Source organism: Conexibacter sp. S30A1, assembly GCF_023330665.1.
GTDB lineage: Bacteria > Actinomycetota > Thermoleophilia > Solirubrobacterales > Solirubrobacteraceae > Palsa-465.
In genome coordinates, this window is record NZ_CP097127.1 from 967026 (window position 1) to 991793 (window position 24768).

23 protein-coding genes and 1 riboswitch are annotated in these 24768 nt (G+C 69.4%); of the genes, 10 read left to right on the top strand and 13 right to left on the bottom strand.

All coding sequences use genetic code 11. From position 1 onward, the window contains the following. Nucleotides 1–27: 27 nt before the first annotated feature. Genes M3M54_RS04845 through M3M54_RS04855 form a run of 3 tightly spaced genes read right to left on the bottom strand, consistent with a single transcriptional unit; the run spans nucleotide 28 to nucleotide 2115 of the window. Nucleotides 28–1431 carry an AAA family ATPase gene (locus tag M3M54_RS04845; RefSeq protein WP_249021057.1) on the bottom strand — a complete coding sequence of 468 codons (1404 nt, stop codon included), beginning with the start codon at nucleotides 1429–1431 and terminating at the stop codon, nucleotides 28–30. Further along, nucleotides 1428–1664 carry a hypothetical protein gene (locus tag M3M54_RS04850; protein WP_249021058.1) on the bottom strand — a complete coding sequence of 79 codons (237 nt, stop codon included), beginning with the start codon at nucleotides 1662–1664 and terminating at the stop codon, nucleotides 1428–1430. Before M3M54_RS04850 ends, M3M54_RS04845 begins: the two co-directional genes overlap by 4 nt. Next, a complete protein-coding gene (locus M3M54_RS04855; protein ID WP_249021059.1) occupies nucleotides 1645–2115 on the bottom strand; it encodes a helix-turn-helix domain-containing protein in 471 nt (156 codons plus the stop codon). Before M3M54_RS04855 ends, M3M54_RS04850 begins: the two co-directional genes overlap by 20 nt. Nucleotides 2116–2119: 4 nt before the next feature. On the opposite strand from M3M54_RS04855, the gene M3M54_RS04860 reads away from it, so the two are divergent. Continuing rightward, a complete protein-coding gene (locus M3M54_RS04860; RefSeq protein WP_249021060.1) occupies nucleotides 2120–2749 on the top strand; it encodes a hypothetical protein in 630 nt (209 codons plus the stop codon). Nucleotides 2750–3101: 352 nt separating this feature from the next. On the opposite strand, the gene M3M54_RS04865 is transcribed toward M3M54_RS04860, so the two are convergent. Next, nucleotides 3102–3812 (bottom strand): SDR family oxidoreductase, encoded by a 711-nt coding sequence (locus tag M3M54_RS04865; RefSeq protein ID WP_249021061.1) that lies wholly within the window; start codon nucleotides 3810–3812, stop codon nucleotides 3102–3104. Between the two features lie 198 nt (nucleotides 3813–4010). On the opposite strand from M3M54_RS04865, the gene M3M54_RS04870 reads away from it, so the two are divergent. The 4 genes from M3M54_RS04870 to M3M54_RS04885 all read left to right on the top strand — a co-directional run bounded on the left by M3M54_RS04870 (nucleotide 4011) and on the right by M3M54_RS04885 (nucleotide 7658). Continuing rightward, entirely contained in the window at nucleotides 4011–5351 is a 1341-nt protein-coding gene (locus M3M54_RS04870) for an HD-GYP domain-containing protein (RefSeq protein WP_249021062.1), read from the top strand. A gap of 67 nt (nucleotides 5352–5418) precedes the next feature. Beyond that, nucleotides 5419–6297 (top strand): hypothetical protein, encoded by an 879-nt coding sequence (locus M3M54_RS04875; RefSeq protein ID WP_249021063.1) that lies wholly within the window; start codon nucleotides 5419–5421, stop codon nucleotides 6295–6297. A 48-nt stretch (nucleotides 6298–6345) separates the two neighbouring features. Beyond that, nucleotides 6346–7005, top strand: coding sequence for a peptide-methionine (S)-S-oxide reductase MsrA (gene msrA, locus M3M54_RS04880; protein WP_371878619.1), 660 nt, complete (start codon nucleotides 6346–6348; stop codon nucleotides 7003–7005). Beyond that, complete coding sequence (locus M3M54_RS04885) at nucleotides 7002–7658, top strand: HAD family hydrolase (protein ID WP_249021065.1); 657 nt, start codon at nucleotides 7002–7004, stop codon at nucleotides 7656–7658. The genes msrA and M3M54_RS04885 overlap by 4 nt, the downstream gene beginning before the upstream one ends. 60 nt (nucleotides 7659–7718) lie before the next feature. Here M3M54_RS04885 and thrC read toward each other — a convergent pair whose 3' ends face one another. Next, nucleotides 7719–8960 carry a threonine synthase gene (gene thrC, locus M3M54_RS04890; protein ID WP_249021066.1) on the bottom strand — a complete coding sequence of 414 codons (1242 nt, stop codon included), beginning with the start codon at nucleotides 8958–8960 and terminating at the stop codon, nucleotides 7719–7721. A gap of 52 nt (nucleotides 8961–9012) precedes the next feature. Beyond that, a riboswitch (SAM riboswitch) is annotated at nucleotides 9013–9122 on the bottom strand. Between the two features lie 126 nt (nucleotides 9123–9248). Here thrC and M3M54_RS04895 point away from each other — a divergent pair. The 3 genes from M3M54_RS04895 to M3M54_RS04905 all read left to right on the top strand — a co-directional run bounded on the left by M3M54_RS04895 (nucleotide 9249) and on the right by M3M54_RS04905 (nucleotide 12655). Beyond that, nucleotides 9249–10250 carry a diacylglycerol kinase family protein gene (locus tag M3M54_RS04895; RefSeq protein ID WP_249021067.1) on the top strand — a complete coding sequence of 334 codons (1002 nt, stop codon included), beginning with the start codon at nucleotides 9249–9251 and terminating at the stop codon, nucleotides 10248–10250. Nucleotides 10251–10373: 123 nt separating this feature from the next. Continuing rightward, nucleotides 10374–11192, top strand: a complete 819-nt coding sequence (locus M3M54_RS04900) for a hypothetical protein (RefSeq protein WP_249021068.1) — start codon at nucleotides 10374–10376, stop codon at nucleotides 11190–11192. Continuing rightward, the gene (locus M3M54_RS04905) at nucleotides 11189–12655 is read left to right on the top strand and encodes a type IV secretory system conjugative DNA transfer family protein (RefSeq protein ID WP_249021069.1); all 1467 of its coding nucleotides are present in this window, start codon (nucleotides 11189–11191) and stop codon (nucleotides 12653–12655) included. Before M3M54_RS04900 ends, M3M54_RS04905 begins: the two co-directional genes overlap by 4 nt. Nucleotides 12656–12662: 7 nt before the next feature. On the opposite strand, the gene M3M54_RS04910 is transcribed toward M3M54_RS04905, so the two are convergent. The 8 genes from M3M54_RS04910 to ruvC form a co-directional block, all read right to left on the bottom strand. After that, entirely contained in the window at nucleotides 12663–14954 is a 2292-nt protein-coding gene (locus M3M54_RS04910) for a bifunctional (p)ppGpp synthetase/guanosine-3',5'-bis(diphosphate) 3'-pyrophosphohydrolase (RefSeq protein ID WP_249021070.1), read from the bottom strand. Then, nucleotides 14951–17440 (bottom strand): single-stranded-DNA-specific exonuclease RecJ, encoded by a 2490-nt coding sequence (gene recJ, locus M3M54_RS04915; RefSeq protein ID WP_249021071.1) that lies wholly within the window; start codon nucleotides 17438–17440, stop codon nucleotides 14951–14953. The genes M3M54_RS04910 and recJ overlap by 4 nt, the downstream gene beginning before the upstream one ends. A 63-nt stretch (nucleotides 17441–17503) precedes the next feature. After that, nucleotides 17504–17794: a hypothetical protein gene (locus M3M54_RS04920; RefSeq protein WP_249021072.1), complete on the bottom strand. Its 291-nt coding sequence runs from the start codon at nucleotides 17792–17794 to the stop codon at nucleotides 17504–17506. Continuing rightward, a complete protein-coding gene (gene secD, locus M3M54_RS04925; protein ID WP_249021073.1) occupies nucleotides 17794–20994 on the bottom strand; it encodes a protein translocase subunit SecD in 3201 nt (1066 codons plus the stop codon). Before secD ends, M3M54_RS04920 begins: the two co-directional genes overlap by 1 nt. A gap of 55 nt (nucleotides 20995–21049) precedes the next feature. Further along, nucleotides 21050–21511 carry a hypothetical protein gene (locus M3M54_RS04930; protein ID WP_249021074.1) on the bottom strand — a complete coding sequence of 154 codons (462 nt, stop codon included), beginning with the start codon at nucleotides 21509–21511 and terminating at the stop codon, nucleotides 21050–21052. 57 nt (nucleotides 21512–21568) lie between these two features. Beyond that, the gene (gene ruvB / locus M3M54_RS04935; RefSeq protein ID WP_249021075.1) at nucleotides 21569–22576 is read right to left on the bottom strand and encodes a Holliday junction branch migration DNA helicase RuvB; all 1008 of its coding nucleotides are present in this window, start codon (nucleotides 22574–22576) and stop codon (nucleotides 21569–21571) included. Beyond that, a complete protein-coding gene (gene ruvA / locus M3M54_RS04940) occupies nucleotides 22573–23151 on the bottom strand; it encodes a Holliday junction branch migration protein RuvA (protein WP_249021076.1) in 579 nt (192 codons plus the stop codon). The genes ruvB and ruvA overlap by 4 nt, the downstream gene beginning before the upstream one ends. 16 nt (nucleotides 23152–23167) lie before the next feature. Then, nucleotides 23168–23731 carry a crossover junction endodeoxyribonuclease RuvC gene (gene ruvC, locus M3M54_RS04945; protein WP_249021077.1) on the bottom strand — a complete coding sequence of 188 codons (564 nt, stop codon included), beginning with the start codon at nucleotides 23729–23731 and terminating at the stop codon, nucleotides 23168–23170. A 115-nt stretch (nucleotides 23732–23846) separates the two neighbouring features. Between ruvC and M3M54_RS04950 the strand changes: the two genes are divergently transcribed. Together M3M54_RS04950 and M3M54_RS04955 are read left to right on the top strand one after the other, a co-directional pair. Next, nucleotides 23847–24032: a type IV toxin-antitoxin system AbiEi family antitoxin domain-containing protein gene (locus M3M54_RS04950; RefSeq protein WP_249021078.1), complete on the top strand. Its 186-nt coding sequence runs from the start codon at nucleotides 23847–23849 to the stop codon at nucleotides 24030–24032. Between the two features lie 51 nt (nucleotides 24033–24083). Then, nucleotides 24084–24746, top strand: a complete 663-nt coding sequence (locus tag M3M54_RS04955) for an endonuclease domain-containing protein (RefSeq protein ID WP_249021079.1) — start codon at nucleotides 24084–24086, stop codon at nucleotides 24744–24746. Nucleotides 24747–24768 lie beyond the last annotated feature (22 nt).

The following is a 24768-nucleotide window of genomic DNA, read 5'->3' on the forward strand; positions in this document are numbered from 1 at the left end:
ACCGCCGCCCACGGACGCTGTCACGGCTCACAGCTCCACCTGCCATCCGAGGCACCGCTCGCAGCGGTAGCCGTCACCCAGTCCGCCGTCCTGGCAGCTACAGACCTTCACGTCCCGAGCCGGAACACGCTCACGCTCTAGCGTGCTCGCGGGCTCCGTGTCCCGTGTCTGTTCGCTCCTAAAGGAGCGGAACACGGGAACACGGTCGCCCGGTAGCGTGTTCCCCTCGGCAGGAACACGGTCGGAACACGCTTGGAACACGGGAACACGGTCGCCGTCGTAAGGCGCGACGAGCACGTGCAGATTCGCGGTCCCGGAACGCTCAACACGGACGTGGCCCTCGGTAATCAGCAGGTCAAGCGCAAGGTCTACGTACTGTGCCTTGGCGCCTGCCGCGGCCCGAATGGCGCGCTTGGACAGACCGCCTGGTGCCTCCTCAAGCGCCCGGCAGATCCGCTCCATGATGTGCGTCGGCCGGAAGCTCGCGCCCCTGGCGTGCGCCTCGGGCGGCTCTAGCGACAAGCTCACGCGCCCGCCGTCGAGACTCGCTGCGCGCAGCGTGGCGACCACCCCGTCCTGCGCGAACTCGCGCACACCACCTGGTCGATCCTTTTGGACCTTGACCGTGGCAACCCCGTCGTGTCCGCGCCCGAAGGGCTCGACCACTTCTAGCGTGTACGCGACATCGACGCCGGCGAGCTTGTGCTGCGCCCCGATCGCGTAACGCCCGCGCTGCTCCTTGTCCTTGACAACATGATCGAGCGCCAGCGACGGGCTGCCCGCCCGCAGGACCCTGCGCGGCAGCAGGTCGAGCCAGGCGGCAGCGTCGGAGTTGTCGAGCGGACTGAGCCCCTGGAGCGCGAAGCTCTCCGTTACGCCGTCCACGATCGAGAGGACCGGCTTGTGCGCCAGAGCCGCATCGAGCGCCGCGACCGCACCGCCCGCGAGCGGCTCGTCTGGCCGGATGTAGACAAAGCCCTGCCGGATGGCTCCTGGCTCGACGCCGAGCGCGCGGAGCCGCCCGACGATCTCCGTGGCGCCAGCCTCGAAGTCGAGGTAGAGCACCGTGCGGCCGGCGTCGAGCTGCTCTGCGCACGCGAGTAACGCGAACCACGTTTTCAACGCCTCCGGCTCGGCGCTGACCCAGTGCGAGCGCCCCACGTACATCAGGCAGCGGCCGTCCTCGCGGGCCAGCATCGTCGGCGCTGGTGCCACGTAGTCACCAGCGAGCACGTCTGCGAGGTCTACGGGCGCCCAGCTCGTTAACCCGTCGGCGCTGGGCGCCTGGATTACCTCAGGCGCGGGCGCTGCGCTCGACGGTCCGTGCTTGCGCTCCGCGAGCCATGCATCAGCACACTGGGGATGCATGGTGCCGGTCTCCCCCTCGTTGAGCGGCCCGCCGCACCTGTAGCACTCGGACGCGGCGCTCACGTCGTCACCTGCGCGCGCTCGGGCCGAATCTCACGAACCTCGCGCAGGTTGAGAAGGCGGTCGCCCATCGGCACGGCTAGGCCGTTGACCGTCCGCTCACACCGCGAGCACCAGATGAGCCCTTGCGAGACCGACACGTCAGCCGTGAACGCGCCCCCTGAGCGCGGGATCACCAGCGACCGGCCGACATGGCGGGCGCCGTCAGCGTGTGCGCTAGCCGCTGTAGGATTCATGGTGACCGGCTCCATCGGTCAGCTTCTCGGCGTCAGCGTTGCCCGCGCTGGCGCCGTTTTCGTTGGCACTACGTCGCTGCTCGCCGTCGTCGCCCGCGAGCGCGGCCAGCAGTCGCGGCAGCACGTTGCTTCGTGCGGGCGCGTAGCCCTTTTCCAGAACCGCCACGTAGCCGACCGAGCAGCAGGCTCGACTGGCGAGCGCCTGCTGACTGAGCCCGGCAGCGTGGCGCGCCTCAGCTAGGAGGCGTCCGAGGTCACTGCTTTGATTTCTTTTCATGACAATCCACCAGGGCCGAAGTGGGGTCGAACTTCGCACGCGAGCGCTGCGAAGCGACGGCGCGACGGTCCTTGTGCCGGCGCCCGACAGCCCCGCATGGATGCGCCTTAGAGCGGAAACTCGCTCGCGCATCGCCACCGTGGCGCTGCTGGCGTCAGAGCGGTTTTCTGTCACTGACATGCGGCGACTCGTCACCCGTGGCGCCCAACAGCCCGACGGCAGCGTCAAGCAGTGGCTCCGGCAGGCGCGCGCCGTCGGCTTGCTTCACGAGCCAGCGGCCAGCAGCGACCTGCAAGCGGCGGCCTACGCGCAGCGGCGTGCTGAGCAGGCATGGCACGCGCTGCATAACACGCTTGCGCGCTTCGTCGAGGCCAACGGCGGCCCGAACAGGTCTCCGGCTGACCTACGCCGGCTGGCCGAGCGGGCGCCGGCCATCCTCAACGCCCAAGCCACGTACCACGCGACGCTGGCAGACGCCCTCGAAGCCAGCACCGTAGAGCCCCGCCCGTCAGCCGCCGAAGTCGAGGCCTGCCGCCAGCGTGCCCGCGACCTCAAGACACGGGCACGCGAGGTCGGGCTCGACAATCTGCGCCGCGAGCTTGACGCCCGCGCCAGACGGCCCCCCGCCGTCCGGTCAGGGTCCGATAGCGCCCTGGAACGGGCCGCGGCGGAGTGGGCGCGACTGCATGGCGAGCACCTGGAGCCCGTCGCTCGCCTGGACGTCGATCACGGCAAGGCCATCGCCCGAGGCGACGCGACGGCCGGAGCTGACCGACACGCGCACCGCGGCTGGCTCGACGCCGCGTAGACGCCGACCGTCCACTACGGGCCTGTAGCCGCGACAGGCGCCAGGCTTCGCGCCGGCCCGGATTCGCCTCGGATTGATTGGGCACTAGAGCGATTCTGGTGCCCAAACGCCGCCGAATCCGGGCCTAATCGCGCCTAATCCGCGACGGGCGAAAACGTCGAATCGCCTGCAAAAGCTAGGTTTTACGGGCATTTTCGGTAGTCCGGTGAGTGTCCTCCGGAGCGAAAGGCCGCAGGTTCAAATCCTGCCGGGCGCGTTAGCGAAAGCCCCGCAAATCGCGGGTTTCTCGCGCGCGATGGTCGTGCTGTCGTGGACGTCAGCACGTGACCGTGGGCGTCAGCGGCCAGAAAGTTCACGATCCCAGATCGTTGTAGAGGTCGAGCCCGTGAGGCTCCTGAATCGAGTTGCCGCCGTCGACGACGATCGACTGGCCGGTCAGGTAGCTCGCTTCTGGCGAGGCGAGGAACGCCACGAGGTCGGCCACCTCTTCTGGCCTGCCTGGCCGCCCGACGGGCGTGCTCCGGCCCGCGGTCAGCTCGTCGTCAGTCGAGGACTCGGTGTGTATCCACCCGGGCGCAACCGCGTTGGCGGTGATCCCGACGCGCCCGTACTCGATCGCAAGGCTGCGCATCAGGCCTTCCATGCCAGCCTTGGCCGTGCTGTAGCCGGCCTCGCGCGGTGCCGTGACGAGCGGGCCGGTCACCGACGAGATGAAGATCACCCTCCCATACCGTCGGGAAACCATGCCCGCGATTGCGGGTTTTGTGGTGAAGATGCACGTCATCAGGTTGACCCCGAGCTCGGCGACCCACTGCTCAGAGGTCATCTCCGCGAAGAGAGCCTGCGTGGGAGCTTTGCCGCCCGCGGCGATCCCGGCGGCGTTGACGAGAATGTCCACACGCCCAAACTCCGCTTCGACGGATCGCACGAGCTCGATCGCCTCGTCTTCGACGGTGAGGTCGGCCGGCTGGGCCATCACTGTGGCTCCACCCGAGCGCAGCTGCTCGGCGCGGTCCTCGATTCGGGTCGTGGTCGAGGTGATCGCAACCTTCGCGCCGAGCACACGCGAAGCCGATGCCGCGCTCGCTGCCGCAGCCCGTCACGAGCGCCACATAGGGTCTGAGATCGCAGAAGTCAGCCATTCGCTTCCCTGGAGACGGCGGTGGCACTCTACTGGCAGGTGGTCTATCGCGCTCCGAGGTGCGGCCGCGGCAGGTGCCCAGCGCTCAAGCGCTCGCCACCTCGCGCCGATGCCCACCAAATGGAGCAGATCGCGCTGTCGCAGGTGATCGGCTCGCTGTCCTATGCGCTGGACATCGTCGAAGGCCAGCCGCCCGGGCACGCGCTGCGCTCCTGCCTGATCGGGATGCGGATCGCCGAGGAGATCGAGCTGTCCGAAACCGACCGCTCGGACCTCTTCTACGCGCTGCTGCTCAAGGACGCCGGCTGCTCGGCGAACTCAAGCCGCATGGCCTCGGTGCTCGCGGCCGACGACTTCGCAGCCAAGGCCTCCTCCAAGCTGACGGACTGGAGCAACCCGCGTGCGTCGCTGCTGTGGGCGGTCCGTAACGCTGCACAGGGAAGCGGGCTGCGCAGGCGGCTCGGCGTGCTCGGCGCGATGCGCGGCGAGGGTGAGCTCACGCGCGAGTTCATGGAGGCACGCTGTGACCGTGGTGCGGAGATCGCGCGCATGCTGTTTCTCTCCGAGCAGACAGCCAGGGCGATCCGCAGTCTGGACGAGCACTGGGACGGCCAGGGGATGCCCGATGGCCTGCGCGGCGAGCAGATCCCGCTGGCGGCGCGCATCCTCTGTCTCTCGCAGACGGTCGAGGTCTTCCATCGCGAGGGCGGGGTGCGAGCGGCTCGGGCCGTGGCCCGCCGCCGTCGCAGCCGCTGGTTTGACCCGCATCTGGTCGACGCGTTCCTGCGCTCCTCCCGCGACAGCGATTTCTGGGCGGCGCTCGACACGCCCGACATCTCGGACTGGGAGCCGGCCGGGCTCGCGCTCACGGCCGACGAGCAGCGACTGGAGCGCATCGCCGAGGCGTTCGCACGCGTGATCGACGCTAAGTCCCCGTTCACCGCTCGCCACTCCGAACGCGTCGCTGAGCTGGCGGTCGGCACCGCCGCGCAGCTCGGCTTTGACGCCGACGCCCAGCGGACGCTGCGCCGTGCCGGCCTGCTGCACGACATCGGCAAGCTCGCGGTCTCAAACCGGATCCTCGATAAGCCCGGGAAGTTGACCGCTGCCGAGTTTGAGGCGGTCAAGGCGCATCCGACCCACACGCTGCGCATCCTCGAGCGTGCGCCGTGCTTCGCGCCGTTCGCGGAGCTGGCCGCCAACCATCACGAGAAGCTCGACGGCAGTGGCTATCCGCGCGGCCTGGGTGCCGAGCAACTCGACCTGCCGATGCGCGTGCTGGCCGTCTCAGACATCTACGAGGCGCTCACCGCCAGACGCCCGTACCGCGACCCGCTGACACCGGCAGAGGCGCTCGCGATCATCGACCGCGACATCCCCCACAGGCTCGACTCGCAGGCACGCGCAGGCCTCGCGGAGCATCTCTCGGCAGCACCCGCGACCAGCGACCTCGCGGCCTGAGCGCCACGCGCTCGCCGGCGCCGCGCCACAGTGGCCTCGTGCCCCGCGAAACTTACGCGCGGCGGCGGTGTCTATGCGGACAGAGAACGAGCAGCAGACCACACTGATGAAGCACGTCATAGCCATCGCCATCGTTGCCGCGCTGGCGGCCCCGGCGGGCGCGTCCGCGGCGCCGGTGCTCGCCGAGCCGCTTCCCGCCGCCGCGCCGACCGGGTCGACGACGACCACCGTGCAGCAGCCGCAGCCTCCCCAGCGGCAGCCTCCACAGACGCAGCCTCCACAACCGCCGCTCCACGCGCCTGCCGATCTGCGCACTGACCGGCGCGCGCTCGGCGGCTACGCGATCTACCTGGACACCCTGCTGGCGGCGACCTCATCTGCCCGTACGGCCGTGGCCACCTACACGACGACGATCGTGTCGCAATGCCGCAGCGCGCTCCAGCCTCTGACACAGCCGAGCACACCGATCGGCGCCGCCGCGCGACGCACGCTCACCGCGATCGGCAACGAGATCGGCGATGACCTCACGATCAGCTACGACAGCGCCCTGGTGCCGCAGTTCAGCAGGTTCTCGCAGCTGCTCCTGCGCCTGCGCTGGACACGCGACAGCGCCGGCAGGCTGATCGTGCACCGCTACGTCGCCGCGGAGTCGCGGGTGCTTGGACTGGCGCCCAGCAACCTCTGCCAGGACGCCGGCCTTGCGGGCGTCTCGCCGCAACTTCTGCCGCCCGGCACGGCCAGCTTCCTGCTCGCCTACGACCGGGCCTCGGCCGCCGCCAACCGCACGTTCGCCATCCTGACAAGACTGATGGGCACCTACACCCGCCCCGGCGAGAGCGTGCTGCTTCAGCGCATCGCGACCCTGGCCGTCGACTTTGAGGCCGCCAGCAGGAGCGACCTGCTCGCGGCCGGCTCGCACCTCGCCACGGCGCTGCAGAGTGCCTGACCTGGCGCCTCGTCCGCACCGCGCGCGCGAGCGCCTATCCTTCTGAGCATGTTTGGGCTCTGGAATGAGAAAACGAAGATGATTGACCCCACCAGGGCCCTGCGCGGCCGTGACCAACGCATGCCGGTGGCTCCTGCCCACACGGTTCTGGGCACGCCGCTTGAACCGCCGTTCCCCGACGGGCTCGAGCAGGCGATCCTCGCGCTCGGTTGCTTCTGGGGGGCCGAGCGGGCGTTCTGGAAGCTGCCCGGCGTCTACAGCACAGCGGTCGGCTACAGCGGCGGTTACACCCCCAATCCAACCTACGAAGAGGTCTGCAGCGGCAGCACCGGCCACGCCGAATGTGTGCTTGTCGTCTTTGATCCGGAGCAGATCTCCTACGCCGAGGTGCTGCGGAACTTCTGGGAGAGCCACGACCCGACCCAGGGCATGCGCCAGGGTAACGATGTCGGTACCCAGTACCGCTCCGCGATCTACCACGCCAGCGAGTCGCAGCGCGCGGTGGCGGAGGCGTCCAAGCGAGCCTACGCCGAGCAGCTCGCGCACGCCGGCTTCGGCGAGATCACCACGGAGATCGCAGCTGCGGGCCCGTTCTACTACGCCGAGGACTATCACCAGCAGTACCTCGACAAGAACCCCGGCGGCTACTGCGGGCTGGGCGGCACCGGCGTGAGCTGCCCGGTCGGCCTGGTCGCGCTCAGCGATTGACCGACTCAGGCTCGCGCGGCGCGCCCGGCGGCGCACACGCCCCCGACCCAGACGTCGAGGCGGTGCTCTTCGACATCGGTGGCGTGATCGCGCCGTTCACGGGTCTCTCCTCACTGCGCCGGTTGACCGGGGGCTCGGAGCTCGACGCCGCCACGCAGTGGCTGCGCAGCCCGATCGTGCGCCGCTTCGAGGCGGGCGCCATCGACGAGTGGGAGTTCGCAAGCGGAGTGATCGAAGAGTGGCGCTTTGAGCTCACCCCCGCACAGTTCCTGACACAGTTCGCCGACTGGCTCGATGACCCCTACCCCGGGGCCGAGGACCTGGTGCGCGAGACCGCCGGGCGTGTGCGCGTCGGCTGTCTGTCCAACACCAACGCCCTGCAGTGGCGGGGACGGATCTCGCACTGGCCGGTGAGCGCCCTCTTCACCGAGCGGCTGCTCTCCTTCGAGCTCGGTGCCGTCAAGCCCGACCGGGAGATCTTTGACCTTGCGATCACGCGCTTGGCCCTCCCGTCAAGGGCGGTGCTGCTGCTCGACGACAACGCGCTCAACGTGGCGGGCGCGCGCGCCGCCGGCCTGCGCGCCGAGCAGGCCCTGGGGGTTGACGGCGCTCGTGCGGCGCTCTCGCGCTACGGGATCGTGGCGCCCGCGTAGCGACCCGGCGACGGACGTCGGGGGCTGCACTGTGCAGCAGCCCCCGACGGCAGCACGCTCTCAGCCACGTCCGGCCAGCGCCAGACGCTCTTCGTGGGCCCGCTCGAACGCGTCGGCGTTCGCGTCGATCTGCCACGCCTCGAAGGTGCCACGGGCGCACTCGAGCGTCTTGAGGCCCTCGCCGGTGATGACCGCCACGACGCGCTCGTCGGCGCCGATGTCGCCCCGCTGCGCGAGCTTGCGCAGAACAGCCGTGGTGACACCCCCGGCGGTCTCGGTGAAGATGCCGGTGGTCTGGGCGAGCAACCTGATCCCGTCACGGATCTCGTCGTCTGAGACCGCGTCGATCGCGCCGCCGCTGCGACGGGCGAGGTCGAGCGCGTACGGTCCGTCAGCCGGGTTGCCAATCGCCAACGACTTGGCGATCGTCTCCGGTCTCACTGGCCGGCAGAAGTCGCGGCCCTCGGCGTAGGCCTGGGCCACGGGTGAGCAGCCCTCAGCCTGGGCGCCGTTGAACACGGGCAGTCGGCCGGCCACCAGCCCGACCTCAAGCCACTCCTCGAAGGCGCGCGCGAGCTTGGTGTAGAGCGAGCCGGAGGCGATCGGCGCGACGACGCGGTCGGGCAGCTCGAAGCCGAGCTGCTCGGCGATCTCAAAGGCGAGCGTCTTTGAGCCCTCGGCGTAGTAGGGGCGCATGTTGATGTTCACAAACGCCCACTCGTGCTCGCCGGAGAGCTCCGTGCACAGGCGGTTGACGTCGTCATAGTTGCCGTGCACCGCGACCAGGTTGGTGCCGTAGATGCCGGTGGCGAGCACCTTCTGCTCTTCCAGATCGTCGGGGATGAACACGAACGACTCAAGGCCCGCCGCGGAGGCGTGGGCGGCCACCGCGTTGGCGAGGTTGCCGGTCGATGCGCAGGCGATCGTCGTGAAGCCGAGCTCCTGGGCGCGGGCCAGCGCGACCGACACCACGCGATCCTTGAAGGAGTGCGTCGGGTTGGCGGCGTCGTTTTTGATCCACAGCTCCCCGATGCCGAGCTCGCGGGCCAGCCGGTCGGCCCGTACGAGCGGCGTCCAGCCGGCCCCCAGCGCCGACTGGGGGTGCTCCACCGGCAGAAAGTCGGCGTAGCGCCACAGCGAGTAGGGACCCGCCTGGATCCGGCGTCTGAGCTCAGCCGGGTCGGCGCTGGAGCGGTCGCCGTAGCTGACCTCCAGCGGACCGAAGCAGCGCTCGCACACGTAGCGCGCTTCCAGCGGATACTCGGTCTTGCATTCCTTACATCTGAGTGCTTCTGGCGGCATATGAAAAAACCTCCGCCGGGTTTCAGTGGTCGGAGGCCCGATGACCGCCCTACCCACATCTCCCAGGCTTGTCGTTGGAGCCTGATGGAATTGGCACCGTTTCCTTGCGGTCGGTTGCCGGGGCTTCGTAGGGCCATTTCCCTCCACCCCTCTGGATGCGTACTGCTATGTGGCTCAAATGCTACATGATCGCCAGACAGACCCAAAGCGAGAAGCCCGCCCACACGGGTCGATCGGCCCGTCGGCACGATGGCTCGGCGCGTGCCGGTTTGCGACACTGGCTCTCTGGTGAGCGCGATCGACTTTGACCTCATATCCGTCGCCGACCCAGGGTCGGAGGGAGTCCAGCAGCCACGCCGGCGGCTGCTGATGATCGCCAACCCGTTCGCCTCGAGCTTCTCAGACCGGCTGCGGCACCTGGTGATCTCGGCGCTGCGCGGCAGCTACGTGGTCGATGCGGTCGACACCGAACGCCGTGACCATGCCACGGAGCTGTGCCGCGAGGCGGCCCAGGAGGGTTATGACGCAGTCGTGGCCTTCGGTGGCGACGGCACCGCCAACGAGGCCGCCAACGGCCTCGTCGGCACCCGCACACCACTCACCTGCCTGCCGGGCGGCCGCGCGAACGTCTACTGCCGAATGCTCGGCATACCGCCGGACGTGATCGATGCGACCGAGCATCTCCTGGCCCTGGCGCGCGACTGGCGCACGCGCGAGGTTGACCTCGGACGGGTGGGCGAGCGCTATTTCCTGTTCTCCGCCGGCGTCGGGCTGGACGCCGATGTCGTCGGGCGCGTGGACGCGCACCCACGCTTGAAGGCAAGGCTCGGCGAGTACTACTACGCCTGGGTGGCAACCAGCACGTTCGCGCGACGCTACCTGGTGTCACCACCGCAACTGGAGGCGGAGCTCGAGCACCCGCAGGCGGGCGTCGCCAGGCGTCCCCGGGGAGTGACTCTGCTGGTGCAGAACGCTTCGCCCTACACCTACTTCGGCGACCGCGGAGTCGAGATGGCGCGCGGTGCTTCGCTTATCAGCGGCGACCTCGCGGCCCTGCTCTTGGAACGCACAAACCCCCTTGACATCCCGTCGATCGCCTGGCGGGCGCTGTCCTCCCGCGCGCATGTCGCCGCGCACCGGCGCATCGCCGAGTTCCCCGCCCAGCACTGGCTGCGGGTCCGCTCTCTGGACGACCGACCGCTGCCGCTGCAGGTTGACGGGGACTACATCGGCTCAGGCCATGAGCACCGCTTCTCGGTGGTTCCCGGGGCGCTCAGCGTGTTGGCCTGAGATCCCACCGCTCGCTCACCGCCGCCGCCACGCCAGGCTCGCCGGAAACGAAGTCCGCAAAGAGCGCCGAAAACCTTCGGCTTGGGGGGGGTCGATTCAGGCGCGCCGCAGCCTCCATTGCGCATGCCGCAAAACCCGCTGCCCCAGTTGACCTCGGCAGAGCTCTCGCTGCTCGGCCCGCTGGCCGAGCACCGGTTCCTGACCGTACCCCAGCTCGCCGTGCTGCTCGGTGTCGGTGAGACGACCGCCATGCGGCGCTGCCGGTCCCTGGCTGACGCCCGACTGCTGAGGGTGGAGCGGATCTTCCACAGGCTGCCGGCTGCGGCCATGATCACCGCCGCCGGCCTGGCGGCGGTCGGCTCACGGCTGGGGCCTCCCGCCCTGAACCTGTCCGAGTACCGGCACGACGTCGGTGTCGGCTGGCTGTGGCTGGCGGCTCGAGCTGGCCGCTTCGGCAAGGTGCGGGCGCTGTTCTCAGAGCGCGTGCTGCAGGGCCGCGACGACGCGCCGGCGGCCGCTGGCGAGCCTCGCGCCGGCGGTGAGCCTCGCGCCGGCGGTATCGGCGTCGGGATCTTCGGCGCCGACGGGCGCGCACGCCGACACTACCCCGACCTGCTGGTCGCGCTGCACGGCGGCGGGCACGTTGCCGTCGAGCTCGAGCTGACCGCCAAGAGCGCGCCGCGCATGGCGGCGATCATGTCGGCCTACGCGAGCGACGCACGCATCACCAGGATCCTCTACGTGGCGGGCAGCGAGACGGTCGCCCGCGGCGTGGCGCGCGCAGCCGCAGGCGCCGAGATCGCCGAGCGCGTGCAAATCCGTCTGCTGGCCATTGACGGCATCGCTGGCGCAAGCATCGCCGCCACCCAATCGGGGCGCCGGCACGCGCGTCCTCACCGTGTGACCGCCTCCAGAGCGTCGGTGGGCGCGATCGCGCGATGAGTGCGCTTCCTGACCGCCCACCACCGCCACCGCCCGGCCCGCTCGCCCGCAGCCTGCTGTGGCCGCTCGCCGGGGCTGCGGCGCTGGCCACGCTGCCAGCGGGTGCGGCGCTCGCGCTGATCCTCGTCGCCTTCGGCCTGCGCAGCGTCTGGCGGCTGGTGATGCGCATGCAGGAGCGCGAGCGCCGTAGCACGGAGCGGCTGCGCGCTGGGCGCATGATCCTGATCGGCCACGACGCCGACGGCAGACCGGTGGAGGTGCCCGAGCGCACGCTCGCAGCGCACGGGCTGATCCTCGGCGCCACCGGCGCCGGCAAGACCACGACGATGCTGACGTTGTTGCGCGACCAGATCGCGCAGGGACGGGGCATCGTCGCGATCGATCTGAAGGGCAGCCCGGCGTTCGCCACCGAGTTGCGGGCCGCTGCCGAGGCGGCCGGCCGACCCTTCCGGGAGTGGTCCCCGGACGGGCGGACGCACTGGAACCCGCTTGCCAACGGCAACGCCACCGAGCTCAAGGACAAGTTGCTTGACACCGAGCGCTTCACGGAGCCCCACTACCGGCGAGCGGCGGAGCGCTACCTGCAGATCGCGATCACGACCGCGCAGGAGGCAGAGCCAGACCGGACGCTGACGCTCGCGCGAGTCGTTACGCTGATGAACCCGGCGCGGCTGGCGGCGCTCGCGCGCCGTGCCGGTCCGCAGCGGCTGGCGCACGTGCAGGAGTATGTGGCCAGCCTCACCTCCGACCAGGTGAGCGCGGTGCGGGGCCTCGGCTCGCGCCTGGCGGTGCTGACCGAGTCCCACACCGGTCCGCTGCTCGAGCCCGGCACGGCCGACGGCACGCTTGACCTGCGCGCGTCACTGGAGGGCGGCGAGGTCGTGCTCTTCAGCCTCAACTCGAGCACCTACGGGGGGTTGGCGGCGATGCTCGGCACGCTGGCCGTGGCGGACCTGACCGCCGCCTCGGGCGCGCGCCTGTCCACCTCACCGGCGGGTCGCCGTCAGGCGCTGGTGGCGATCGACGAGTTCTCGGCGCTGCGCTCCGACAACGTGCTTTCGCTGCTTGTGCGCGGCCGCGAGGCGGGTGTCGGCGTGCTGCTGGCGACACAGGAGCTGGCCGATTTGAACCGCGCCGGACCGGCTGTGCGCGAGGAGATCCTCGGCAACACGGCGCTCAAGGTCGCCCACCGCCAGGACGTGCCGGAGTCCGCGCGAGCGGTGGCCGAACTGACCGGCACCGTGCAGGCCTGGGAGCGCAGTTACCAGCACCGGCCCGGCCTCCGGGGAGCACGGGGCGCCACCTCGGTGAGTGACCGGCTGGTGACGCGCACGCGCATCGACGCCGACCGGATCGGCTCGATGGCCACCGGCGAAGCGGTGGTGGTGGTCAAGGCGCCCTACACGAGCAGCGCTCTGGCGCGCATCCGCCGCTCAGGGCAGACCCGCGCCGCCGGCCGCTAGGCGCCGGTCAGCCGGCCGCGCCCGGGGTTCGTCGGTAGGCGTCAAAGACATTGTCGATGTTGCGCAGGCGCGAGATCGCCTGGTCCAGCGTGCGTGTGTCTCCAACCTCGACCACGAACTGGTTGCGGATCATCGGGTGGTTGACCGTGCAGCGGGCTTCGAGGATGTTGATACCGGCCTCGGCGAAGGTCCGCGACATGTCCTCCAACAGACGGTGGCGATCCCAGCCCTGAACCTCGATCTCGACCTGGAAGGAGGTCTCGGCGTCACCGTCCCAGGAGACCTGGGTGAAGCGATCGGGATCCTTGCGCAGCACCTCTACGTTCGGGCAATCCGCCCGGTGGATGGTGATCCCGCGCCCCAGCGAGATGTAGCCAACGATCTCGTCCCCCGGCACCGGGTGGCAGCACTTGGCCATGCGCAGCATCACCTCGTCGATCCCGTCGACGTTGATCCCGTAGCGGTTGGAGGAGGTCGTCGAGCGCGTGCGGCGACGGCCCGACGACATCAGATCGGCGGCGGCGGTCGGGACCGTCTCAGCGGCCTCCCCCGCCTTCAGCCGCGCCATCAGCTTGTTGATCACCGCCTGCGATGAAACCTTGCCGGCCCCCAGGGCTATGTAGAAGTCATCGCCCTTGCGGAAGCCCAGCTCGCGGATCACCTCCGCCATCAGGGGCGAGGAGACGATTTTCTGTGACGGCAGCCCCTGCTTGCGCAGGTGCTCCTGCAAAAGCTCACGGCCGGAGTGCTCGGCGTCCTTACGGTTCTCCGCCTTGTACCAGGCCTTGATCTTGTTGCGGGCACGCGAGGTCTTGACGAGCGCCAGCCAGTCGCGGGAGGGGCCGCGCTCACGCTTCGAGGTGAGCACCTCCACGATGTCTCCGGAGCGCAGCTGGTAGGAGAGCGGCACGATCTTGCCGTTGACCTTTGCACCGACGCAGCGGTGGCCGACATCGGTGTGGATCTCGTAGGCGAAGTCAAGCGGCGTCGCGCCCGCCGCCAGCGACTTGACCTCGCCCTTGGGCGTGAACACGAAGACGTCGTCCTCGAACAGGTCAACCTTGAGCGTCTCGACGAACTCCCGCGGGTCGGAGACGTCCTTCTGCCAGTCGACCAGCGACCGCAGCCACTTGAGCTTGCCCTCGGGGTCGCGCAGCGCCGCGTCGCCGCCAGCCTTGCCGGGGGTTCGGCCGGCCGGGGTCGAGCCCTCCTTGTACATCCAGTGAGCGGCGATCCCGTACTCCGCCAGGTCGTGCATCGCCCGGGTGCGGATCTGGATCTCGAGCGGACGGCCCTCAGGCCCGATCACGGTCGTGTGCAGCGACTGGTACATGTTGAACTTCGGCATCGCGATGAAGTCCTTGAAACGGCCCGGCAGCGGCTTCCACAGCGAGTGGATAACACCCACGGCGCCGTAGCAGTCCTTCACCGAGCCGACGATCACGCGCATCGCCGTGAGGTCGTAGATCTCGTTGAACTCACGGCCCTTGCGGGTCATCTTGGAGTAGATCGAATAGAAGTGCTTCGCGCGCCCTGCGATCTCGACGTCGATCCCGAGCTCCGCCAGTTCGCGCGACAGGTAGGCCCCGGCCTCGTTGACGTAGCGTTCGCGGTCGTCGCGTTGCTGGGCGACGAGCATCTTGATCTCGTTGTACTTGCGGGGATGGAGGGTCTGGAAGGCGAGATCCTCGAGCTCCCACTTGATCGCGTGAATGCCGAGCCGGTGGGCGATCGGGGCGTAGATGTCGAGCGTCTCACGCGCCTTGTCAATCTGCTTCTGCTTGGGCATCGCGTCGATCGTGCGCATGTTGTGCAGGCGATCGGCGAGCTTGATCAGGATCACCCGGATGTCCGAGGCCATCGCCACCACCATCTTGCGGTAGTTCTCGGCCTGGGCCTCATCGCGGGACTGGAAGGTGAGCTCGGTGAGCTTCGTCACGCCATCGACCAGGCCGGCCACCTCGGCGCCGAAGCGCCGGTTGATGTCCTCGAGCGAAGCCTGCGTGTCCTCGACCGTGTCGTGCAGCAGCGCGGCGCAGAGCGTCTCCGTGTCCAGGCGCATGCCGGCGCAGATCTTGGCGACGCTGACCGGGTGCACGATGAACTCCTCACCCGATCGCCGCCGTTGGTTGGCGTGGTGCTCGCAGGCGTAGATGAACGCCTCCTGCACGCGCTCGCGGTCGACGGCCACCGCCGCCTCGTCCGCGTGCTCCTCGACCACCGCAAAGAGGTCCTGCAGCAGGCCGGCGCCGGGCTCGCAGAGCACAGCATCCACGGCCGGCGTGGCCGCCGGGCTCATGCTGGCCTTGCTGCTTGTAACCGGTTCAGGAATCGCTGGCCGTCCTCGTTGATCTTGGTGTATGTCCGGTAGGCCGCGGAACGATCGAGCGCGGTTGGGTTCGCCTCGACCAGCTCCAGTGCCGGCGGTTCCCGGTCGAGGCTGACGAGCTCAAGCTCCGTGAGGACTCTCAGCAGTCGCCCGGCCAGGCTTGCCGTGCGGGCGTGCTTACCGTCGCCTCGGAGCAGGTGCTCGAACTCCCCGCCGGTGACCCTCCCCCGGCCGCGCAGCGCCCGGTAGAGGGGCACAAGCGATGTACGCAGGTCGTACTCCAGCTCGTGCATCCGCCTTGTAAAGCGTAGCTCAGCCTCACCCCAAGCCAGATACCTGTAGCCACGCCCAGCGAGCGTCGCCTCGTCCTGCGCAGCCGAGGTGGGCGGGTCGATCACAACCACGTGCTCGAAATCGGCAGCCAGCGCCGGGTCCTTGACCAGGCTCGCGTGGCTGACCAGCGCAAAGCGGCCGCGGCGCCCGGCAAATCCCTCAAGGCGCCGAGAGACCTCGGCGCAGACGACCAGCACAGGCCGCTGTGGCCCGGCCACCGACTGCAGGTCGACGATCGTCGCCAGCACGGGACGGCCGCGGCGATCGATCGTCTGGCGCTGATCGCCGGAGAACCCCTTGGCCGCGGAATCCAGCATCTGATCGAGCTCACTCAGCGCCGCCGCCAGGTAGTCCTCCGGCTGCCCGATCACCGCCACCGCCTGCGGCTCACACGGCAGCGCCCGGCCGAGCAGCAGCCGCGGCTCGACCACCCCACGCCAGGCGTTTCGCTCAAGCCTGAAGCTCGCGTCGACAAACCCGCCGTCGGTGCCCGCCAGCGGCGCCTCGCAGCCGAAGGCGACGGCGCTCGCGCGCGCCGTGCCACAGACGACATCAAAGCGCCGATGCTGGCCGTGCTCCCCCATGCGCCGCACGGCCTCGAACCTGGCGGCCGGCACGTAGAGCCGGACGGCCGGGTTGCCGTTGCCGAATGGGCCCAGACTACCCAGCTCGTCGGCCAGCTCGAGTGTCATCTCAGCGGCGCTGACCACGGCATCCACCCGTTCGACCGACTCCAGCAGGTCGGGGGTGAGCAGCTTTTGGGCGTGGCGCTCGAAGGCTTCTGCGAAGTCCTCGATCTGCTCCGGGGCGATCGTCAGGCCGGCGGCCGCGCGATGGCCGCCAAAAGTGATCAGGTGCGCCCCGGTGGCCTCGAGCGCGGCCAGCAGATCGAAGCCGGGGATGCTGCGCCCGGAGCCGTGTGCGGGCGCCTGCGGATCCTCCCGGTCGAGTGTGAGGACGATCGTGGGCCGGTGGTGGCGCTCGACGATCCTGGAGGCCACGATGCCGATCACACCAGCGTGCCAGCCGGGGGCCGCCAGTACGTAGGCAGCGCGCTCGCCCATCTGCGCCACCATCGCCTCTGCCTCCCAGCTGATGCGCTCCTCGGTGCCGCGGCGCTGTGCGTTTACGCCGTCGAGCTCGGCGGCGATCGTCGCGGCGCGCTGCGGGTCGCTGGTGAGCAGTAGCTCCAGAGCCCCGTCGGCCCGTCCCATGCGACCCGCGGCGTTGATCCGCGGCGCCAGCCGGAAGCCCAGACACGAGGCGTCAAGCGCGCTGGGGTCGGTGCGCGAAACCTGCATGAGCGCGCGCAGCCCCGGTCGTGGCGTACCAGCCATCTGCTCCAGTCCCTCGCGCACCAGTCGGCGGTTCTCGCCCACCAGCGGCACGAGGTCAGCGACCGTCGCGAGCGCCACGAGCTCGACATCCTCGGCCACGCTCGGCGCCTGCAGCGCCTGGGCTAGCTTGTGGGCCACGGCGCTGCCGCACAGATCTGTGGCCGGGTAGCCGCAGACACGTGGGTGCACGATTGGACAGTCGGGAAGCTCGCCGTCGGCACGGGGCGTGTGGTGGTCGCTGACCAGCGCGTCCAGGCCGCTGGCCCGCGCGAGCGCCACCTCCTCCACGGCGGTGATACCGCAATCGACGCTGATCAGCAGCCCCACGCCGGCGCTGGCCAGGCGGCTGACGGTGGCGGCAGCCAGGCCATAGCCGTCCTCGTGGCGGCTTGGCAGATACCAGCCGACGTCGGCACCCAGCGCCGTGAGCGCTCTCACCATGATCGCTGTGGCGCAGACACCATCAACGTCGTAGTCACCGTGCACCACGATCCGCGAGCCGGCGCGCAGATGCCGGTTTACCAGCTCAACAGCCACCTCGAGCCCTTCAAAGCAGCCTGGATCGTGGCGCTCGTCGGCGGCCAGGAAGGCGCGTGCGGCGGCGGGGTCGGCGAACCCTCGTCTGACCAGGACCTGTGCCAGCACCTGGCTGACGCCCAGCTCGCGTTCGAGGCGGAGCGCGTCGGCAAGCGCATAGCCGGGCACCTCGATCCTCGTGGCAGCACGCTGGGCTTCCGCCCCAGGCAGCGCTGAGGTGGTGGGATCAAGGAGCGCCGGGGCGGTCATCTGACGAGCTTAGGCCCACGCTCCGACGGAATCAGCAGCTCGCGTCGATGCGGGGCGGGCTACTCAGCGCAGGACTGGCTCGGCTTCGGCTTGGCCGAGGCGCTCGCGCCTGCTGCCCTCGGCGTAGATCAGCCCGATGCCGACCAGCGCCCCGGGCACCCCCTCGATCGCGGTGATCAGGTGCGTGCCGTGCGGGCCGGGAATCGAGAAGCCGTGGATGATCAAACCGACCAGCACGGCGCCGAAGATCGCGCCGAGAAAGGCGCCGACGATCCCGCCCCAGTAACGGTCCGGCAGCCAGATCGTGAAGTGCCAGATGGCCAGCCCCATCATCGCCCAGGCGAGCAGCCCCATCAGCGTGGTCTCCCGTGCCGACGGTTGCGCTGCTTGGCGCGCCTCGGCGCGCCCGGTTCGGGCTGCTTGGCAACGACGCCGTCGTTCTCGGCCAGGTCAGGGGCGGGCGCGTACGGGCGTGGGCCATCGTCGGTCGCGGCGTCCTCGTGCGGCGTGGATCCGCCGTCCGGATCGGACGACGACGCAGGCGTCGGGGGCACGCCCAGCGGGGTCGGCGTGCCAAGCGGTGCCGGCGGGGTCAGGGTGCTGCCCGCCGCCCGCGGCGCACGTGGCGCGCGCGGCGTGTCCTCCTCCGAAGTGTGAGCCGTATGCTCCGCCAAGCGCGAGGGACGCCTACGCGGTTGCTGGTCCTCGTCGAGCCCGAGGTCACGTTTCATCTGCTCGAACTCGGCCGCCGACACCGTCTCCTCGGCGGGGAGAGTGAGCCGCGCGGTCGGGCGCGTGCGGCGCGGCGTCGGGTCGACGTCACCGCCGTCCGCGTACGCGGGTACATAGCCGAACTCGGCGGTGATCCGTTGGCGCCGGGCCTTATAGGTGTGCTCGCGCTCCTTCCAGTGCGTCAGCACCGGGGAGGCGATGAAGATCGACGAATAGGCGCCGGAGGCGACACCGACCAGCAGCGCGAAGGCGAAGTCCTGCAGTGTGGCGCCGCCGAAGATCAGCAGCGCAACGACCGGCAGCAGCGTGCAGGAGGTCGTGATCAGCGACCGCGTCAGCACCTCGGACATCGAGCGGTTTACAACCTGCGAGAAGGCCGCACGCGGCATCCGCGGGATGTTCTCGCGGATACGGTCAAAGACGATGATCGTGTCATAGAGCGAGTAGCCGAGGATCGTCAAAAGCGCCGCCACCGTGTCGGCCGTCACGGTCCTGCCGACGAGCGCGTAGACGCCCGCGGTGATCAGCAGGTCGTGCATCAGGGCGATCAGCACCGGCACCGTGAACTTCCACTCGAAGCGCAGCGCGACGTAGAGCGAGATCACGACCAGCGAGACGATGATCGCCACCACGGCGCTGTGCGCCACCGTAGAGCCGAAGGTCGGCCCAACGGAGGTGGCGTTGAAGCCGGCGATGCCGCCACGGATCCCGTAGCGGGAGGAGAGCAGCGAGCGAAGGTGCTCGTAGCGGGTCTGCGAGAGGTACTTGGTCGCGATCTGGAAGCCGTGGTTGCCGAGCGTCTTGCTATGGCTGACGGCCTGCACGGTCACGTCGTGACCGCCGATGCTGGCCACCAGAGCCTTGATCTTGGACACGCTCACGGCGCGCAGCAGTCCGACGGACACCTGGGTGCCGCCGGTGAAGTCGATCCCGAGCTTCAGTCCGCGGCCACCGATCGCCAGCGCACCGATCAACAGGATCATCCCCGACATCGAGAAGAAGTAGCGGCTGGCCCCCATGAAGTCAAAGCGCCAGTGGCGTTTATTACCGCCGGCACCAAGCGCTGATGGGCTCTGGATGGTGCGCGAATCGCCCATCGTCGTGAGGATCGCCTGGGTGGCGAGCACCGCGGTGAACAGCGACACGAACGTGCCGATGCCCAGCGTGAAGGCAAAGCCCTTGACGTTGGAGGTGGCCAGCACGAACAGGATGAACGCCGTCATCACCGTCACCACGTTGGCGTCGATGATCGCCGTTATGCCCTTGCGATAGCCCGTGATGATGCCCTGACGGATCGAACGTCCGCCACGGATCTCCTCCTTGACGCGCTCGAAGATGACGACGTTTGCATCCGCGGCGACGCCGATCGTGAGGATCAGACCGGCGATGCCCGCGAGCGTCATCGTCACCGGGATCACCTTGATCAGCGCATACAGGTAGAGGCCGTAGGCGATCAGACCGGCAACCGCGATCACGCCGAGCACGCGGTAGTATCCGATCAACAGCAGCACGACGATCGCCAGACCGACCGCGCCGGCGATCAGGCCCTGATGGAGCGCCTGCGAGCCCAGCGTGGCCGAAACCTGCTGCTCGGAGATCTGCTCGAGCTTCACCGGCAACGCGCCGAGCCTCAGCTGTGTGGCGAGCTGGTCGGCCGTGGTGGTGGTGAAGCCGCCGTAGATCTCGCTGCCACCGGAAGCCGGGATGCCGTCCGGGAACTGCTTGTAGTCGATCGATGGAACGCTGACCAGCTGGTTGTCCAGGGCGATCGCGAAGTGCTGGTTGAGCGTCTGACCGGGCGGGCTCTCGAGCGACGCGCGCTGCGCGATCTTGCCGGTCACGTTCTGGAAGGCGTTTGCACCGCCGCTCTTGAAGCCGAAGGTGACATCCGGCGAGCCGGTCTGGGTGGTGCTCGCCAGCGGGTTTGCGATCTGGTTTCCGGTGAGCGCGACCCGGTCGCGGACCACGTAGTAGCCGGCGTTCGGCGAGCCGTACTTGGGCCAGTGCGAGTAGCTGGCGGGAACCGCCTGCAGCACCTGCGTACCCTGCTTGACCTCCAGCACCTGGGTGCCGTTGACCTCGGCGGGCGTCAGGCCCGATTCAAGCGACTTCACAGCGCTCTTGGTCGGGGTTCCCGCCGGCACTCCGACCGGCCCTGCGATCAGGCAGTGCACGCCCTGCTGAACCTTGGTGCCCGTGACGGCGGCAAACGCCTTGCACGCCGAGCTGCCCGGGGCGCCAAACAGGAAATACTGGTTGCCGGAGCCCGAGGTCTGCTTGGCATCGGCGTAGAACGGCTGCTTTGAGGCCAGCTTGACCGCCTGATAGAAGCCCATCGCGCCCGCGATGCTGCTGTCCGAGCCGGGCGCGATGTTGGCCCCGTTGCCCTGGCTGAGGGCGAGCGACGTGGAGTTCCCGCTCAGAATCCCGTTTGCGGCCGGCTGGCCGCTCGGGGTCAGAACGTCGCCCTCCCAGTCGTAGAAGTACAGCTGTGAGGTCTTCCCGACGAGCGCCTCGGCCTGCGCGACGTTGGTCACGTCGGGCAGCTGCACGTTGATCAGGTCCTTGCCCTCGGTCGCGATCTGCGGCTGGGTTACGCCCAGCTGGTTGACGCGGTTGTTGAGCACGGCCACCGCCCGCGTCATCGCGGACTGGTTGATGACAGGCGTCTGCGCTGTCGGCGTGGCCTTGTAGGTCAGCTCGACACCGCCCTTCAGGTCCAGGCCAAGCCGCGTCTTCTGCGTGGCGATGAACACCACGGAGGCGGCCATCAACCCGGCCACGAGCAGCAGAATCAGTCCGTGACGTTGGCGGTCAGTCATCGCTCGCAACCTGATGCTAGAAGAGGATCGCCGCAGGCGCTGTTAGGGCTCTGCGTCAATGCCCGTTTGAGGGCGTGAGCACCACCAGCAGGCCGCCCTCCTCGTCGTCGTAGGCGGGAAAGAGGTCGGCCACCGCACGGGCCCGCTCGGGACCTGCGTTGACCGTGAGCTCTTTGCCGCTCACACGCACCTCCCACTCGAGCGCGGTGGCGATGTGATCGGTGCCGTCACTGAAGCTGATCCCGAGCGCCTCGGCGATCGGCTGGCCGATGACGGCCTCGGTGCGCAGGCCCGTCAGTTCGAAGGATCCGCGCCCGCAGTCGACGATCCGCCCGTCCGCGTCACAGGCGAAGAACGCCGCCGCCGGCGCCGGGTAGTAGTCATCCAGGAGCTCGAACAGGTAGGCAAAGCCGCACTTCTCGCAGCCACGGTCCTCCTGCCGGAAGCCGTTTTTGCGGTCCACGCCCATCGAACGGTTACCGCAGTGCGGGCAGATGAAGTAGTGCTCGTGCGCCATCAGGCGCCCAGGATAGTCAGTCTCATGAAGCAACAGAGCTAAGCCGCCCGGCGCCCGTCACAACAGCCCCAGCTGGGCCCGCGGCGGCTCCAGCCCGAGGTGGGCGTACGCCCGCACGGTCGCGGCACGCCCGCGCGGCGTGCGTTCGATCAGGCCGAGCTGGATCAGATAGGGCTCATAGACGTCCTCGAGCGTGTCCTGCTCCTCGCCGATCGCCGCCGCCAGCGTCGAGAGACCGACCGGCCCGCCACCGAACTTCTCACAGATCGTGCGCAGGATCTCGCGGTCCAGCCGGTCCAGGCCAACCCCGTCCACCTCGAGCAGGTCAAGCGCCTCCGCCGCAGCCTGAGCCGTGACCACACCACTGCCGCGGACCTGCGCATAGTCGCGCACCCGCCGCAGCAGCCGGTTGGCGACGCGCGGCGTGCCGCGGGAGCGCGAAGCCACGGCGAGCGCTCCCTCAGTTTCGATCTCAACGCCCAACAGGCGTGCCGAGCGCCGCACGATCAGTGCGAGCTCCTGCGGCTGGTAGTGGTCGAGACGATGGTGGATGCCGAAGCGGTCGCGCAGCGGTGTGCTGAGCAGCCCCGTGCGGGTGGTCGCACCGATCAGCGTGAACGGTGGCAGGTCGATCGTCACGACCCGCGCGCCGGCGCCCTGACCGACGGTGATCGGCAGGCAGCGATCCTCCATCGCCGGGTAGAACGTCTCCTCAAGCGCCCGCGGCAGACGGTGGATCTCGTCGACGAAGAAGACCGAGCGGGGCTCTAGCGCCGTCAGGAAGGCGGCGATGTCGCCCTTGCGCTCGAGCGCCGGGCCCGCGGTTTGCACGAACGCGACCTCAAGCTCGGCGGCGACGATCTGCGCGAGCGAGGTCTTGCCCAGACCGGGCGGGCCGGCGAGCAGCACGTGATCCAGCGCCTCCCCACGGCTGCCGGCGGCGGCGATCGCGACCGCCAGCTGATCCTTGAGCGTCTCCTGGCCGATGAAGTCCGCAAGCCGCCGCGGGCGCAGCGAGCGCTCAACCTCGTCCTCGGGCAGCTCCTCGGCGCTCAGGATCGTCATCGCCGCGCCGCCCGCAGCGCCTCGGCGATCAGCGTCTCAGCCGTTGCACCCTCCACGCCGTCCAGCAGCGCCTCTGCCTCCTGCAGGCTGTAGCCAAGCCCGACGAGACCTTCGCGCGCGATCGCCTGTGGCTCGTCGGGAACGCTGGTCCGCTGCAGCTGATCGGGCACGGTCGCCCCGACCTTCTCGCGCAGCTCCACGATGATCCGCTCAGCCGTACGCTTGCCGACACCCTTGACCGCCTGGAAGCGGGCGCTGTCGCCGGCCGCGATCGCGCTGCGCAGCTCGCGTGCCGACGCCCCGGAGAGCACCTCGAGCGCCAGCTTGGGACCGACCGACTGCACGCCCAGGAGCAGCAGGAAGAGGTCGCGCTCCTCCTCCGTCGCAAAGCCGTAGAGCACCAGCGCGTCCTCGCGAGTGATCAGATGGGTGTGGAGCACGACCTGGTGCCCGACCGCCGGCACCTGCCTGAGCGTCTCCGAGGAGACCGACAGGCGGTAGCCCACACCGCCGCAATCGATGATCACGTGGTCGGAGCGGCGCACCGCAACGGCGCCACTGACCAGCGCGATCACGACCCCACCGCCGTCATCACAAGCTCACCTCGGCAGCCGGGAACTCGCCTTCGCGCCCGTGCGCCACCACCGCCGGCCCCCTGACCCCCACCTTCGCGATCGCAGAGGCCAGCGGCGCGCGGTTGATCGCACAGAGCGCCACCGCCAGCGCATCGGCCGCATGGTCGGGGCGCGGTGGCGCTGAGAGCCCGAGCAGCCGCGCGACCATGCGCGCCACCTGGTCCTTGCCGGCGCGGCCGCTGCCGCAGACCGCCGACTTGACCGCCTGCGGCGTGTGCGCCTGAACGGGCACACCATGCTGCCCGGCTGCCAGCATCACGACGCCGCGCGCCTGGCCGACGGCCATCGCGCTGACCACGTTGGCGCCGAAGTAGAGGTCCTCAACCGCCACCTCCTCGACGCCGTGTCCGGCGATCAGCTGACCCACATCGGCATGAATCTCGGCGAGCCTCGCCTCCGGCGCAAGCTCCGCCGCGGTTTCGATCACGCCAAAGGCGAGCGCCCGCAGCCGGGAGCCGCTGGAGGCGACCACCCCATAGCCGGTGTTGGCGATTCCCGGATCGATTCCCAAGACGATCATGTGTTCGCCTATTCAACGCGCCCGGTCGGACGCCTCCACGAAAGATCGCGCAAGCTGCGCACGACTCTGATTCCCAAGGGGGGTCAATACGCTCCGTTTCAGGCCTCCGTTGCCCGTGAGCATCACGCCAAACGGGGCCGCCGAGCGCGCTGGGGTGCTGGCAGCCGGACAACACGGCCTCGTGACGGCCGCCCAGCTGCAGGCGATCGGCGTCCCGCGCCGCACGCGTGAGAACTGGCTGCGCCGGGGCGTGCTGCTGCGCGCCGCACGCCGTGTCTACGTGTTCGCCCACCACACCTGAACCGTCGAGCAGACGCTGCTGGCAGCGATCCTGTTCGCGGGCCCCGGGGCGATGCTCAGCCACGTCACCGCGACCTGGTGGCACGGCCTGCTCGACTTCCCGGCCGCCCTGCGGGTCGTCCAGGTCAGCACGCCCCGCCAGATCCAGGGGCCAGCGGGCATCCAGGTCTTCTCCCGCCGACATCTCGATCGCAGGCTTCATCGCGGACTTCCCGTCACCACGGTGACCCAGACCGTGCTGGACCTGGCGGCGGTGGCAGACAGCCGCCTGTTGCGCAGGGCGCTTGCCAACCTCGATTACCGTGGAATCCTGGACGTGGAGGCGCTCAACGCCCTCTGCGGCAGGGGCATACCCGGCAGTGCCCACCTGGGGTGGGCACTGCGCGAGCACCAACCGCTGCTCGCGCGCGCCAACGGTCGCCTGGAGGAGGACTTCCTCGCGTGGTGTGAGCGCTTCCAGGTGCCGCTGCCGCGCGTCAACGTGCGTGTCCACGGGGTGCTCGTGGACGCATACTGGCCCGCGGCGCGGCTCGTGGTCGAACTCGACGGCGTCGCCAACCACTCAAGCCCCGCGCAGCTGCGCCGCGACAAGCGCAACGAGCTCACGCTGCGCGAGCACGGTCTCGTGGTGGTCCGCTACGACTGGGCGCTGCTGCACCGCGAGCCGGCGCGGATGTACCGGGACCTCACGAGCCACCTGCGACGAACTCTGTGAGCCTGACCACCGGATCTGGTGG